The following is a 15,617-nucleotide window of genomic DNA, read 5'->3' on the forward strand; positions in this document are numbered from 1 at the left end:
TCATTAGTCCCTTTATTTTAGATGAGTTTTCTGTCTTGGTCTTTTTGTAAACTTCTTGGGGTATTTTCTGGTGAAACTTTATTGATGGCCTGCGCCATTTACTAGCGGGTTATTAGCACTGTCTACACCATTTTATCCATTACTCATTGCCCTACTTTTCTTTGCCCTTTCCTGTTTCTATACCGCATACTTTAACGTAGATATTAATTTTAACCGTATTGCATTTTCACGAGGACTAGCCGGTATAGGCCTAGCATTATTTTTATCCCCCCTCTTTCATTTATCAGTATTCACTTTTCCTGAAACAAAGCTCGCTGAATGCATATGTTTTTTTCATGTGTCACGTTTGCTTGGTAGTGCGTTAGGCGTTTCATTATTTCTTATTTTATGGCATAGACGCGAAGTCTTTTTTCACCTTCGATTGGGCAGCAATTTGACTGCATTTTCCCCTGAAACACAAAATTTTTTACAACAGGCAAAACTATTCCATCTCCAAGGTAAACATGCTCTTGCTCAATTAAATAATTACCTTACGCGTCAGGCTATTGCTTTGGCACTTGATGATTGTTTTTATCTTATGGGTTGGATGGCGCTTTCTATGATGTTTTTGTTAATTTTTATAGCCGTAGCTCGTGCTAATAAAGATCAACCCCTTACAAGAATGGTATTAAATCATAGTGTTCCAAAAGTTAAGCAATCTTAAATATTTTTTGAACATATTATTCTATTTTCCATCAACAATTTGCAACAATTAAAAAGTTTTGTCCATTTATTACGCTTTTGAATTGATAATTTATCATTTTTACAAAATTTACATACTCCTGAAAGCTTAAATTTAGTTCCTCTTCAAATAAATATTCATATTCAAAAACAATTGGCATTTTATATTTTTCTATTGTTTTTACCGCCCCTTGCATTGCCAATAAATCACCGCCTTGAATATCGATTTTCATAAAGCTTACTGGTTTTTCAAAATCAAGATCATCTATCATTATTGATTTGACTGGACGCCCTTTCCCATAGACATAATCTATTCCGTAAGAACCATAAGTAGAAAATCGCTCGAAATCTTGGACAGGAAAAAACAGAGTCTCATCCCTACGATTATGGACTGCACCGAAATGACTTATGATGTTTTGGGCATTTTCTGCAATATTTTTCCTCAAAACAGAATAAACAAAATCATCAGCCTCAAATGCATGTACGACACCTTCATCACCCACTAATTGAGAAAACAAAACTGCCATTTGACCAAAATTAGAACCAATATCTAATACTGTAGTTCCGGGTTTAATATAACGCTTAGCTACTTCATAAATAGGCTCATCAAAAATATTCCCAGAAATGATGGCATTCGCAATAATGTCTTCATGCGCATCCGTTGGCAAAAAATAATTTCCTGTAGCAGTGATATGGTGTGTAAGGCTATCCGTTTTTTGACTTTTCTTAACAACTGTTTTGTTTATTGAGTCCATTCTTTTTTTAAATTCATCACAATGCCAAAAAGAATTTAACATTTCGATGAGTGATTGATGATGAGCATAATGAATATCCAATACTTCGATACTTTCTGGTTGGCGCCCCAAAAAGATATGGTACATGGTACATACATCTTCTTTAGTAAAATCTTTCACTGTCTTTCCCTAGATCAGTAGATCATATCCCCCGACCAATTTATGTAAATTAAATTTGAATCAATAATCTGAAACTCAAAGGCTTATAGCTACATAAAAGATAACGCTACATTTGCCCTATTAAAAACATCAATGAATTAATGCTAATTCTTCTGTAAAAAATGGACCATCCATAAGTTTTTCTGGCCATTTATAAAGCATTACGGTAAGAGTATTACGATGTTCACCAAATATAAAATCGACAGAGTTGGTGCGCGCAGGAATCATCTGATGTTGCGTGTTATATACTGTCTCTAAATGGTCCCTTATTTTTTTAATTACTGGCGAATCCTTTTTATTTAATAACAATAAGCAAACCCCTATTTCGGCAATAACATCATTCTCCGAGCGCTCTATTATTTGTTGCATATTACGCTCAAAATAATCGCTTATCCAGAGGAAGGATTCGTCATTTACTGAGTTTTGATAATAATGACTCGCTGCAGTGACAAAATACGTCATACCATAAAGTTTTGCTTCATACTCCAATTCGGATAGTTGACTATCCATATAATCGGGAAAAGTTTGCTGAAAAAGTTTGGTATAGGATTTCCTTAAATCAATAATATTTAAATCATGTAAATAATATACATAATTAACTAATTGAGCTCCATAAATCCTAATGTTTTCCTCATTGACGATAAACGCCTCCAAGCGAGGGATTTGAGTTTTTAAAATGTCTATAACCGTATTCGTCTGTGGAAACAAAGAAGTATTTTCCAAATGATAGGAAAAAATCTTATTAGTTGTCTCTAACAAATAAAGATAAAAAAAGTAATCATGGGTTAATTCAAAATAGCAATTGAAAGAAGGTTCCTATCACTGGAACTTTTTATAATTTGATGTACTATCGCGAAAGGAAACCTGGGAATTCTATTCTCTATAATCCCCGGGTTTCTCTGCATTAAACCCTGGCTACAAGACCTATTCAACCTTACGCCAAGTGGTTCCGTTGACCCCATCTTCTAACTCGATGCCACGACTTAGTAAGTCTGCTCTTATCTGGTCAGCACGCCCCCAATTCCTATCAGCACGTGCTTGAAGTCGCTCAGCAATTAATTGTTCTATTTCTACTCTATCCTCTTCAGCAAATCCTGATTGTAAAAATGAAGCCGGGTCTTCCTGCAATAGCCCCATAATACCTGCTAAATATTTCAAGGTAGCACCTAGAACCGGTGAGTTATTCTTATTTACTTCATGGCTAAGCTGAAACAAAACAGATAATGCCACGGGTGTATTAAAGTCGTCATTCATCGCCTGGTTAAATTCATTAATCCAATGATTATCTAATTCTCCGTCAGCAATAGTATGGCCGTCTTTTATGGTTTGATACAAACGAGTTAATGCTTTTTTTGAGTTGGCCAAATTTTCTTCAGAATAATTCAATGAACTACGATAATGACTGCTTAAAAGGAAATAACGCACCACTTCAGGATGATGATCAGCCAAAACATCAGCAATAGTGAAAAAATTGCCCAATGATTTTGACATTTTCTCGTTATTAACTTGCAACATTCCTACATGCAACCAATAATTTGCAAATGGCTTTTCGGTAGCCGCCTCACTCTGAGCGATCTCATTTTCATGATGAGGAAATTGTAAATCCAAACCGCCCCCATGAATATCGAATTGCTCACCTAACTCACTCATAGCCATTGCAGAACATTCAATATGCCAGCCTGGACGTCCTTCACCCCAAGGAGATGGCCAACTGGGCTCGCCTTGTTTTGCTTTTTTCCATAAAACAAAGTCCAATGGGGAGCGTTTTTCTTTCACAATTTCAACACGAGCTCCAGCGACTAATCCCTCTAAATCCTTGTGCGATAATTTACCATAGTCAGCGAATGAGTCGACTTGGTAACATACATCACCATTATCGCTAAGATAAGCATTTCCTTTCGCAAGCAAACGTTCAATTAATTGAATAATACTGTGTATATGCTCCGTAGCCCGTGGTTCTACATCCGGTGCTAAAATATTTAAGGCTTTTGTATCCTCATTCATTGCTGCAATATACTGAGCAGTCAATTCATCTATTGGTATAGCACGCTCATGTGCACGTGCGATAATTTTGTCATCAATATCCGTAATATTACGCACATATTTCACCTCATAACCTTGGGAACGCAAATAACGAACAATAACATCAAAAGCTACCATAGAGCGAGCATGGCCTATATGACAATGATCATAAACAGTAATACCACAAACATAGAGCCCGATTTTTCCAGGTGCAATTGAAACAAACGGTTCTTTTGTTCTGGTTAAAGAATTATATAAATGCAACATATCTGCCCCTTTAGCTTACCCTAGTTTTCCCCAAGTATCTTTCAAGTCAACGACACGATGAAATATGTTAACACGTCCATCTTTTAATTCATTAACACCATAGTATCCCAAACGCTCAAACTGAAACACTTCGCCTTCTTGCTGAGTTGCTAAAGCTGGTTCACAATAGGCTTGTTTTATTTGCAATGAGTTATGATTTAAAAATTGGAAAAAATCGTCCTCTCGGCCAGGGTTGGGATCATTAAATAAACGGTCATACTCTAATACAGTCACAGGATATGCATGTTCACATGATACCCAATGGATGACCCCTTTTACTTTTCTATCTTCAGGATTTCTTCCTAAAGTTTTTTCATCATAGGTACAGCGCAACTCAATAATATTGCCCTGTTCATCATGAATCACTTCATGACATTTAATTACATAAGCGTGACGTAAACGCACTTCAGCCCCGGGAGATAAACGGAAGTATTTTTTAGGTGGCTCTTCCATAAAATCTGAACGTTCAATAAAAAGCTCTCGCGTAAACGGTAAATCACGTCGCTCCGAATCTGGATCTTGCTGATTATAAGCTGGCTTTAATACTTCTACTTTACCTTCTGGATAGTTTTCTAGAACTACTTTTATAGGATCCATAACGCATAAAGCGCGTTTCGCTGTTCTATTTAACTCATCACGAACACATTCCTCAAGTATGGACATATCGATTACAGAATCACTACGTGATATTCCTATTATTTCACAAAACTGGCGGATTGCAGCTGCTGGATAACCGCGTTTTCTCATCCCACGTATCGTAGGCATTCGTGGATCATCCCATCCAGTAACAGCCTTTTTTTCGACCAGCTCACGTAATTTGCGCTTGGAAGTGACTGTATGTGATAAATTCAAACGTGCAAACTCTGTTTGTATCGGTTTTGCAGGTAACGGTAAATTGTCTACACACCAGTCATAGAGAGGACGGTGATCTTGAAACTCTAAGGTACACAATGAATGAGTAATTTTTTCTAAAGCATCGGAAATAGGATGAGCATAATCATACATCGGATAAATACACCATTCGTCACCAGTACGCTGGTGATGCGCATGTCGAATGCGGTAGATTACCGGATCACGCATGTTCAAGTTACCAGACTGCATATCAATTTTTGCTCTTAATACATGGGCACCATCAGAAAACTCCCCTGCTTTCATGCGTGTGAATAAATCCAAGCTTTCTTCGATGGGTCGATTTCTGTATGGACTTTCACGTCCAGGCTCTTGTAAGGTTCCGCGATAAGCACGAATTTCTTCCATGCTTAAACTATCCACATAAGCCAAATCTTTTTTAATAAGTAACACAGCAAAATCATACAACTCATGGTAATAGTCTGAAGAGTGCGTCATGTCATGCCATTCAAACCCTAACCAACGTACATCCTCAATAATGGCATTGACATACTCTTCCTCTTCTTTGATTGGATTAGTATCATCAAAACGTAGATAACAGATTCCTCCAAACTCTTGCGCCAAACCAAAATTCAAACAGATAGATTTAGCATGCCCTACGTGCAAATATCCGTTAGGTTCGGGAGGAAAACGAGTCACTACAGACTTATGTTTGCCACTCGCCAGTTCATCAGTAATCAGTTGTCTTATAAAATGAGCTCGTTTTTCAGTTAATTCTATCATTGGGATATTTCCGTCACTGTTATTACTATGTAGCTTCAGTAAAAATAAGCTATAACTCGATTAATCTTATATGCCGGTTATTGAATACCGGATTCCCAGGTTACGCTTGTGTTCATCAAACCAACCCAATAATGCATTTTTCTCTATATCTCATTAGTTGGAATAAGACTGGCGCAACTTTTGTTATCATTTTAAATTTTTATCCATAGCATGTCGCATAGAGTAAATTAAATCGGCTCCCGCTTCCAACATATCTTTATTCGCGTTGTACGCTTCCAGAACTCGTGTAATCAGGGCCGCTCCAACGATAACACCATCTGCAAATCTGGCAACTTCTGCAGCCATTTCTGGTGTTTTTATGCCAAAGCCTACCATTAAAGGAAGCTTGGTTTGTGCTTTACGGCGTTGATACTGCGCGTTTAAAGATGATACATCCAATGCATCTGAACCAGTAACACCTTTTAAAGACACATAGTACAAATAACCCTTGGCGAATTGGTTAATTAATGCCATTCGCTCATCGGATGTCGTAGGAGAACAAAGAAAGATACTGTATAAACCATATTTTTGCCAGATCTTAGCTACTTCTTCACTTTCCTCGGGAGGTAAATCTACTAAGATTGTTCCATCTACCCCGGATTCTATTGCCTGTTGTGCAAAAAGTTCATAGCCAAAATGCTCAATAGGATTTAAATAACCCATGATAACAATTGGCGTCTCCTGATCCTGCAAACGAAACTCTTTCACCATATTCAAAACCGTTTGGCAATGCACATCCTGAGCAAGCGCTCGTTCCATTGCTCTTTGGATAACAGGTCCTTCCGCCATGGGATCAGAAAAAGGAATACCCAGTTCTAAAATATCTGCCCCGGCTCTAACCAGTTCATGCATAAGCTTCACCGTGATTTCGGGATAAGGATCTCCGGCAGTAATGTAAGGACTAAGCATTTTTTTACCACTGGCGTTCAAGCGCATCAATGTTTTGTCGATTCGATTCATACGGTAATCCCATCAATTTGTGCCACAGTGTGCATATCTTTATCACCTCGACCTGATAAATTCACGATAATACTTTGATCCACTGACATCTTCTTGGCAAGCTTCATTGCATAAGCCACTGCATGGCTGGACTCAAGAGCAGGAATAATTCCCTCAACCCGTGTTAAAGTACGAAAAGCGTTCAATGCTTCATCATCATTAATTGCTTCATAAATAACGCGTCCTGTATCTTTTAAATAAGCATGTTCAGGACCTACTCCCGGGTAATCAAGACCTGCTGAGACGGAGTGAGTATCTTTGATTTGACCGTATTCATCACAGAGCAAATATGTCCGGTTACCATGTAACACCCCCGGTTTTCCCGCAATCAATGAAGCAGAATGTTCGCCACTTTCTAACCCCTTTCCTCCTGCCTCAACTCCATAGATTGCAACCGTTGAGTCACTTAGGAATGGGTAAAATAAACCGATTGCATTAGAGCCACCGCCTACGCAAGCAACTAATGCATCGGGTAAGCGTCCGGTTTTTTCCAGAAATTGAGCTTTTGCTTCTATGCCAATAACAGATTGAAAATCTCGAACCATCTGGGGATAAGGATGTGGGCCAGCCACTGTACCAATAATATAAAAGGTATCATCAACATGGCTTACCCAATCACGCATCGCTTCATTTAATGCATCTTTTAACGTTTGTGATCCTGATGTAACTGGGACAACTTCCGCACCTAACAATTTCATGCGATAAACATTAGATGACTGACGTTTTATATCCTCAGCCCCCATATACACCACGCATTCTAAACCTAATTTAGCCGCTACTGTTGCAGAAGCCACCCCATGCTGGCCAGCGCCTGTTTCGGCAATTACTCGAGTTTTTCCCATACGTGTGGCAAGGAGCGCTTGCCCTACTGTATTATTAATTTTGTGCGCCCCGGTATGGTTCAAATCCTCACGTTTTAAATAGATTTGTGCCCCCCCGATTTCTTTACTTAAACGTTGAGCATGATAAAGTGGATTAGGTCGTCCCACATAATCTTTTAATTCAGCATTTAGCTCTGCTAAAAAATTGGGATCTTTTCGATATTTTGCATAAGCTTCTTCTAATTGCTTTAATGCATACATCAGGGTATCTGCTACAAAAATACCACCGTAGGGACCAAAGTGCCCGTGCTCGTCAGGAAGTTCTTTTTTGTTCATCTCTACCTTCATTAACTTCTTAAAAATGAGCCTGGGTGAAGCGCAGCGTAACCCGAGATCAGCATTCCAATTTCCCGGGTTACGCTGCGCTTCACCCAGGCGACTATACTACCAATTTAACAATTTCTGCATAAACCGACTCATTTTGCCATGATCTTTAATCCCAGGTGATACCTCAATGCCACTGCACAGATCGACAGCATAAGGATGACAAGATTTAATTGCTTCGAGTACATTAAATTCATCCAATCCACCAGCCAATATGTAAGGCTTTTCCAGCTTTTGTGGAATAATTTTCCAATCAAAAGCACATCCAGTTCCACCGCGCGCTACCTCTGAAGGTGTGTCTAACAATAATGCGCGTGCTGTTGCAAAATCCTGTGCAGCCTGATGAATATATGTTGCTGAATTACAGTGTATTGCCTTAATAAAAGGCATATTAAATTGCTCGCAAAACTCAGCGGATTCATCACCATGAAACTGCAATAGCTGAATCGGTAATTCTTCTACTATTTGATGGACTAAATCACGTTCAGGATTCACCAAAACAGCAACGGAATTTACAAATGCAGGCAAATCTTTTAACAAGACTTTTGCCTGATCTATTGAAACATAACGTGCACTTTTCGGATAAAAAATCAAACCTATAGCATCAACACCCAGATTAATCGCATGCGCGACATCTTCGCTACGTGTCATACCACACATTTTGACTCGTATGCGTGCCAGATTCATTATTTCTCCATAAGAAAAGAAGGCCCCGGATTATTCTGTAATATAGAAAACGTCTGAGGGTAAGTCACTTGTACTAAATACAACCCATAAGCAGGTGCTGTTTCGGCACCGAGTCTTCTGTCTTTTGCTTTTAGCACTTCATCTACCCAAGATACAGGATGTTTTCCTGAACCTACTGCAATTAATACACCAGCAATATTTCGTACCATATGATGTAAAAAAGCATTAGCAGTAATATCTATTATCACCAAATCACCAGTACGACTCACCTGTAATTTATGAATATTCCGCATAGGCGTATTCGACTGACATTCAACAGAGCGAAATGAAGTAAAATCATTCTCTCCTAATAAAACCTGGGCCGCTTGATGCATCAAACGATGATCTAATTGCCGGTATTGCCAAGTTATATTGCTTCGAAATAAAGCAGGTCGAATAGCACCATTATAAATAACATAACGATATCTTCTCGCAGTGGCAGAATATCTCGCATGAAATTCTTCTGTTAATTCTTTTCCCCATTTAACGCAAATATCTTTAGGCAAAAAAGAGTTCGCGCCATGAATCCATGCACGAATACTACGCACTTTATCACAGTCGAAATGAATTACTTGGTTTGTAGCATGTACACCAGTATCTGTCCTACCTGCGCAAACTACAGAAATAGGACCATCTGCTACCTTTGATAAAGCATGTTCTACGGCTTGTTGCACAGTATGCAAGCCTGTTTGTGCTTGCCAGCCATGATACTGGCTACCATCGTACTCAAGCACTAAGGCGATACGCATTGAATATTCCTGATAAAAGGGTCAATTTATAATACAGTATATGTTTTGTCTATACCTTAATATAATTGATTTACAAGTTTATTAAATATTATAGTAATTTCTTTTATCTTGGTTCTGATTTTTAGTAATTAATGATTTTCGCCTATAAATTAATAGGTATTAAAAAGTGTCTTCGACTATTTTATTGATTTGATTCATTCAATTATGATACTTTCTCATTCCGCAATTAATTGGCGTCAATAATTGTGCATATCATTATAATCATTAATTGAGACTCATTATGAAAAGGAATTTATTTTACTTAGGTATTACCACTTTATTATTTGTCTGCCATAGTTCTTCTTTCTCTAAAAACATCGAAAACATTCAAAATTCCTTACATCAATCTATCTCCAACGCTCAAGGTAATTGGTTTTTATCAATTGGAGGAGGCGCGCAATTTCCGGAATTAAATTCCCATACCAAAGTAAATAATGGCTCGGGGTTTCCAGCCCCTTATGGTGCAGACCGCTACTCAATTACGAGTAATAATGGAGGAATTATTGCAGCATCTGCAGGCCGACGTTGGCAAAATGATGGCCTCTGGTTCCCTTCTTATTCATTGAGCATCTTTTGGCAGTATTTTTTCAAAACACATATCAGTGGGGAAATTACACAATATTCTTTACCTCAATTTACAAACTACAACTACAATCTGGACTTTACTTCCAATCTCTTATTAGCCTCTGGAAAAATAAATCTGATGAGATATGGAATATTTTCACCATTCATTAACGGAGGAATTGGCAGCTCTTTCAACAATGCCTCTAACTATAGTGAATCCGCATTATCAGGAGTTACCCCGCGAATTAGTCCTGAATTTAGAAACTCTAATACAAGTGAGTTCGCTTACAATATAGGTGCAGGTGTGGATGTACAACTCCTTCCGCAATTGTTCCTCTCAGTGGGTTATATTTACCAGGACTTAGGCCCACTCGCCTCTGGTAACGGAGTTAATGCTTGGACTGGAGAATCATTAACTCTTGGTTCCTATCGTTCAAACGAAGTTTTAATCACAGCCACCTATCTTTTTGGTAAAGAAAAGAACTTTGTTAAATAAAGAAATAAAACCCTCATAGATAAGCCTGGGTCTAGCGTAGCAAAGCCCAGGTTGTTTTTGCTAATGGAGCTCACGTTACGAGCAAAACCCTCATCCAGGTCATAATAAAAATTATGGTTTTCCTTGTATTTCATCAATTAAGCGTTGCGCTTCATCTTTTTGTGACTTAGTACCATGTTCCATAACTTCGTTTAAAGAATGCAATGCAGATTCTATATCTTCCATTCCTATATAAGTTCTTGCTAGAGCAAGCAGAGTATCTAGTGCCTTTTTGTTTTTTAACTGGGAAAGATCACTATTCTCATCGTTTTTCTGTGTTTGAATTACATCATCAGATGAAGGAGTAAAATCCAAACCATTGTCCTCATCGCCGTGCTCTTGAGAATTATTTTCTCCTAGAGTCGGCTTTGATGTAAGCATATGATGTAAACCCGATTCAAACTCAAGTAAATTATCTTCTTGAGATTTATCTTTTTTGCCATCATTAGTTCGCTCAGATGACTCAAATTTCTCTTCAGTAGGTATAATTTCCAACAAGTGCTCTTCATCTGTTGCCAATACTTGAGGCTCAGGAGCATTAGAAGTACCTTTTGTGAACTCACTTGCAGCCTCAAAATTAGGTTCTGTTTTTATCACAGGTCTAAACTCTAATTCCGGCTCAGCCTTTGGTTCAGGTTCTGGTTTTAATTCAGGTTCTGGTTTTAATTCAGGCTCAGGTTTTAACTCAGGCTCAGGTTTTAACTCGGGTTCAGGTTTTAACTCAGGTTCAGGTTTTAACTCAGGTTCAGGTTTTAACTCAGGCTCAGGTTTTAATTCAGGCTCAGGTTTTAATTCAGGCTCAGGTTTTAATTCAGGCTCAGGTTTTAATTCAGGTTCAGGTTTTAATTCAGGCTCAGGTTTTAATTCAGGTTCAGGTTTTAATTCAGGCTCAGGTTTTAATTCAGGCTCAGGTTTTAATTCAGACTCAGATTTTAATTCAGGCTCAGATTTTAATTCAGGCTCAGGTTTTAATTCAGGCTCAGGTTTTAATTCAGGCTCAGATTTTAACTCAGGCTCAGGTTTTAATTCAGGCTCAGGTTTTAATTCAGGCTCAGATTTTAACTCAGGCTCAGATTTTAACTCAGGCTCAGATTTTAATTCAGGTTCAGGTTTTAATTCAGGTTCAGATTTTAATTCAGGTTCAGATTTTAATTCAGGTACAGTTTTTTCATTAGACTCTGCTTTAAACTCTTGTACAGGTTCTTCCGTAATAAGCCCCTCATCAGAACAAATAATGGGTTTCTGTGAATCAGAATGTACAGTAATTGGAGCATTGGTCTTTGCTGTAACGGATCCTTTTTTTGCTTGATCACGCCATTTAAAATAAAAATATGCAGCAACCCCACTCGCCCCACCAGCAACAAGCAATAACAGAAATAAAATCCAAAAATCAGATGAGTGATCTGAATTGTTCATGGAGTTGGCTTGTCCTGCAATGGCTATCCGCTCTTTCATCATCGTTTGAATTTGATTACGGATTAATTGAAGCTCGTGATCGCGTATATCTAATTGTTTTTGTAATCTTTTATTTTGTGTTTGTAATAAACTGAGTTGTTCTGTTAATAGAGCATTAGACTCCCGCAAAGAATCTACTGCAGCAGTTGTAATTGATATTTCAGCTTTCAGTGTCCTATTTTGCTCAGGACTCACTTGTTTCTTGGTCTCCAAAGACGAGATTGAACTTGGCAAAGTAAATCTAGACAATGTTTGGCTCGGTATCAAAGTTGAAACATCAGAAAACTTTGGTACAGGCGGTATTTGTGAGTACTCAACAGAGGCTGCACTGGATGCTTGTCCTGTTATATAGGGAGGAGCTAATACATGATTAATTGATGTTTTTTCGTTCCATGCTTTATCATGAGCCATTACTTCAACTGTAGCTAAGTCAGCTGGAACCTCCTGAAAATCTTTATCAGAAGGAACGTTAAGGCGAACTCCATTTTTTAATCCATTTAGATTTCCATCAATAAATGCATCCGGATTTGCTCCTACAATTGCAAGAACAATTTGCGGTAAAATTGCTTCTGAAGTTTTATATCTTTGTGCAATCTGCCATACATTTTCATTAGATACTGTCGGACCATAAACTGCTTTTTTCTTTTGTGTAGCCTGATCCTGATTCACTTGACGATACTTCTTAGTCGAACCTGTTGTATTTTGATGATAAGTAGTAAATTTTCGCTGATAGGTTAAACCGCTTTGTGCAGTTGTATTCGCTAATTTATAACCAGGTGGATCCAGCAATACCGTAAAAACTTTATTAATTTGCCCTTTAGACCAGATCAAATCGACAACAAGTTCCATATAGGGATCCGTCATTCGTTCTGTTGAGTGAACGATCACAACGAATTTTCCCTGTTTATTTTTTCTAATATCAAAGGAAAGAGAACTAACTTCTTCAGAATGCTCAATACCTAAGCTTCGATAGCTTTGTGGATCAGCAAGTCCTACTTTAATACCGGACAAAGAAACGTCGTGTACATCGAGTAATTCAATTTCAGCAAGAAAAGGCTGGTCTAAAGCTGATTCTACTTTCATTTTACCTAAACCTAGGGTGTACGCACTTATTGGCAAAGTAAGTGAAAACAGAGATGAAAATAAAACCGTTTTTTTCAATCAGAGCTCCATGCCCTTTGGGGTTGAAGACAGAAAATTAGCTTTTAAAAAAATTAACATTCTTTACTAATCCATTCAAGTAATTAGCGTTCTTATGAACATCTTAAGTAGAACTATTTAATTTAAAATATTCTATTTGGCTCACGAAACAAAATACTATGAAAAATGCATTATTCAATTAGATAACTCTACTTGCAATGCATGCAAGAGTCCATCGTTATCTCTATAAAATTTCTAACAAAAATGAGCTTCCCATCTCAAAAGGAATAATTGATAATAGCATGAATTATTATTAAAAATAGGATAAAAATCATGGAATTCAGCAAAATAAATCCGCTTGCTTTAAGTATTTCTATTAGTATTCTATCAGCACTTGCTTCATTTTTTATGGGCTTGGCGGCATTTGTTTTTTATACTGGTAAACCCTTTGTCGCCATGGTAGGCAGTATATATCTTTCATATACTCCCTCCGTGGCTAATGCCGGTCTAGGTGCGGGCATAGTACTCATGAACACTTTTGTTAGTAGTTATATTGCTGCTTGGGTATATAACTTTCTGCTCGATTACATTAGATAAGAGTTGGCTCCTTAGTATAATCTTGTGTCCCATGATAATGGGATGCAGTATAACAGTCTTCAAGGGAAATAAAATCAAACCAACAGGTTTGAAGTAACATCAACATCTTGTATCCCATTTCAACATTGGTTTCAATCAATTGATCGATAAGTAATTCTAATTGTTCATGCTGATGCAATGGTTGTTTTGCTTTCGGCTTTTCCTTACACATTTTAGCAAACATAGCCTGGAACCTTTCTTCAACCATTTTAGGTACGGTCGAATTACCATCAAAAATACGATGATCCGCGCTGATAGAGACGGGCAACATATCTTTAGGTACAAATGACTGTGTATCATGTTGCCAAACAGGTCTTCGATCAACTTCCATTATAGTAAATCGCATGGACTCAGTTTTACGAAGTGGTGCCATAGATTGGGTATAACCAAAAACACCAATATTACTTAATGAGATATACGGTGTTCCTGCGAGGGGATATGGATAAGTGTTATATGCATATTCATAAACCATATCTTTCATTAGTTGCTGTATACGTGGATTTGTTTTTTCTAAGTGTTCACGTTTTTTATAGCAATAAACCATCATACCTACTATGGTGCGAATTTTTGCAGACAAATCATAAAAGCTAAGATTATGACAATTTTCGAAAACAATTGTACCTAGATGATCACCACATCCCGGCAGCAATACGACAAGACCAACATAAGCTTCCTTCGTTTGGAAAATTTTTCGAAAACTCAAATAATTTCTAAAAGAATCCGAGAGCGTCATCCAGGAACTAACTGCCTGCAACATCAAAGTAGTCAAGGTCTCTGAAGCAAATTTTTTATTAAAAAAGTCAAGGCATGAGATATCGATCCTAAACTGTCCAGTCATCGTTGGATCGCTTGGGTTATCCCACTGAGTCATGAGTGCTTTTCGAATTGGAGTCATTTCAACTTCTCGATTTGACTCAGTATAATTTCGAACTCTAGGTAATAGTTCATCTGCAAATCCAATGAAATTCTTCCAATTTTCACTGGGTTCAAGATTGACTTTACTTAGCTGCTGAGTATGTTTTCTATTGAGGGATTCTTTAAAATGCATCACTCCATCAACACCCAATAAAGCACAAACAGAAGACATATATTTATATTGCATAAAAATATTGGTGATTAATTGTTCTTCCAGATAAGCAATTTTCGGTTTTATTTGCTCAACATCTGGCATACCAATATCACGATATAAATCGGCTTCGCATACATGACGATGCTCATCTTCGAGAATTGTTGTGAATACTTTTGGTGCAACACCATAACGATGTAGGCTTTCAAAAATTTCCTCAATCCATCCCTCACCTATAAGATTAAGCAACATAATTGCTACTTTAGGGCAACTTTCTGCTCGAATAAAATTACAAATGATTTCAATATGTGGGCTGTAGGGAGGTGGAGAAGCATAAGGGGCGCAAAGCATATAAACAATTTTAGTGAATACTAAGCCATGAAATATTTCGTCAAGCAATTGTTGACGCATGCGCTCTCTGTATTCAACAGTAGACATTTTTGATTCAAATTTAAGCGGAATTTGCACTGCCAATACTTCGAGCTGTGCTAAAAGTGAAAACGTGTAAATATAAAATAGCTTGTCAGATTGAAGCTCAAAAGGTAAACCATCGCAAAATAACTCGTCAATTCTATTTTTAATGAGTTGTTTCTCATCTGCCGTAATCTTGTTCCATCCCTCTAAAATCCATTTTTCTGCGCCCCAAGATGGTCTAAGTAATTCACTAAGTTCTTCCACAATATTTACCATAAAATCAAAGGTATTTCAGTATAGAGATAGCAAGCTTATGAGTCAATCATGCTCCGTTGCAAAAAAATTTTGTAATTTAGCTCCTCCTCACCTGAGTAAAATATGTTCAGCTCTTTTAATCTGTCATGTACAAAGTAAGAT

At 37.6% G+C, this 15,617-nt stretch carries 13 protein-coding genes; 3 read left to right on the top strand and 10 right to left on the bottom strand.

Annotation, left to right across the window (positions count from 1 at the left end):
- Positions 1-337: 337 nt before the first annotated feature.
- Complete coding sequence (locus tag ACWTEW_RS37530; RefSeq protein ID WP_454783076.1) at positions 338-703, top strand: hypothetical protein; 366 nt, start codon at positions 338-340, stop codon at positions 701-703.
- Positions 704-734: 31 nt separating this feature from the next.
- Here the strand turns inward: ACWTEW_RS37530 and ACWTEW_RS37535 are convergent, their stop codons facing one another.
- The 8 genes from ACWTEW_RS37535 to truA all read right to left on the bottom strand — a co-directional run bounded on the left by ACWTEW_RS37535 (position 735) and on the right by truA (position 9,351).
- Positions 735-1,634 carry an FkbM family methyltransferase gene (locus ACWTEW_RS37535; RefSeq protein WP_454783077.1) on the bottom strand — a complete coding sequence of 300 codons (900 nt, stop codon included), beginning with the start codon at positions 1,632-1,634 and terminating at the stop codon, positions 735-737.
- 129 nt (positions 1,635-1,763) lie between these two features.
- Positions 1,764-2,432 carry a DUF3541 domain-containing protein gene (locus ACWTEW_RS37540; RefSeq protein ID WP_454783078.1) on the bottom strand — a complete coding sequence of 223 codons (669 nt, stop codon included), beginning with the start codon at positions 2,430-2,432 and terminating at the stop codon, positions 1,764-1,766.
- Between the two features lie 165 nt (positions 2,433-2,597).
- On the bottom strand, positions 2,598-3,962 hold the full coding sequence (cysS, locus tag ACWTEW_RS37545; protein WP_454783079.1) for a cysteine--tRNA ligase: 1,365 nt from the start codon (positions 3,960-3,962) through the stop codon (positions 2,598-2,600).
- A 15-nt stretch (positions 3,963-3,977) separates the two neighbouring features.
- Complete coding sequence (locus tag ACWTEW_RS37550; protein ID WP_454783080.1) at positions 3,978-5,633, bottom strand: glutamine--tRNA ligase/YqeY domain fusion protein; 1,656 nt, start codon at positions 5,631-5,633, stop codon at positions 3,978-3,980.
- A 186-nt stretch (positions 5,634-5,819) separates the two neighbouring features.
- The gene (trpA, locus tag ACWTEW_RS37555; RefSeq protein ID WP_454783081.1) at positions 5,820-6,632 is read right to left on the bottom strand and encodes a tryptophan synthase subunit alpha; all 813 of its coding nucleotides are present in this window, start codon (positions 6,630-6,632) and stop codon (positions 5,820-5,822) included.
- The gene (trpB, locus tag ACWTEW_RS37560) at positions 6,629-7,828 is read right to left on the bottom strand and encodes a tryptophan synthase subunit beta (protein WP_454783082.1); all 1,200 of its coding nucleotides are present in this window, start codon (positions 7,826-7,828) and stop codon (positions 6,629-6,631) included. Before trpB ends, trpA begins: the two co-directional genes overlap by 4 nt.
- Positions 7,829-7,936: 108 nt before the next feature.
- Positions 7,937-8,563 (bottom strand): phosphoribosylanthranilate isomerase, encoded by a 627-nt coding sequence (locus ACWTEW_RS37565; protein WP_454783083.1) that lies wholly within the window; start codon positions 8,561-8,563, stop codon positions 7,937-7,939.
- Positions 8,563-9,351: a tRNA pseudouridine(38-40) synthase TruA gene (truA, locus tag ACWTEW_RS37570; protein ID WP_454783084.1), complete on the bottom strand. Its 789-nt coding sequence runs from the start codon at positions 9,349-9,351 to the stop codon at positions 8,563-8,565. Before truA ends, ACWTEW_RS37565 begins: the two co-directional genes overlap by 1 nt.
- A 280-nt stretch (positions 9,352-9,631) precedes the next feature.
- On the opposite strand from truA, the gene ACWTEW_RS37575 reads away from it, so the two are divergent.
- Positions 9,632-10,450 carry an outer membrane protein gene (locus ACWTEW_RS37575; protein WP_454783085.1) on the top strand — a complete coding sequence of 273 codons (819 nt, stop codon included), beginning with the start codon at positions 9,632-9,634 and terminating at the stop codon, positions 10,448-10,450.
- A gap of 111 nt (positions 10,451-10,561) precedes the next feature.
- On the opposite strand, the gene ACWTEW_RS37580 is transcribed toward ACWTEW_RS37575, so the two are convergent.
- Positions 10,562-13,105: a FimV/HubP family polar landmark protein gene (locus ACWTEW_RS37580; protein ID WP_454783086.1), complete on the bottom strand. Its 2,544-nt coding sequence runs from the start codon at positions 13,103-13,105 to the stop codon at positions 10,562-10,564.
- Between the two features lie 312 nt (positions 13,106-13,417).
- Here ACWTEW_RS37580 and ACWTEW_RS37585 point away from each other — a divergent pair, with 312 nt between their 5' ends.
- Positions 13,418-13,681, top strand: a complete 264-nt coding sequence (locus ACWTEW_RS37585) for a hypothetical protein (protein ID WP_182393310.1) — start codon at positions 13,418-13,420, stop codon at positions 13,679-13,681.
- Here the strand turns inward: ACWTEW_RS37585 and ACWTEW_RS37590 are convergent.
- Positions 13,674-15,464: a 2-oxo acid dehydrogenase subunit E2 gene (locus ACWTEW_RS37590; RefSeq protein ID WP_454783087.1), complete on the bottom strand. Its 1,791-nt coding sequence runs from the start codon at positions 15,462-15,464 to the stop codon at positions 13,674-13,676. The two genes, ACWTEW_RS37585 and ACWTEW_RS37590, sit on opposite strands and share 8 nt — an antisense overlap.
- Positions 15,465-15,617 lie beyond the last annotated feature (153 nt).

Source organism: Legionella stuttgartensis (assembly GCF_977063405.2).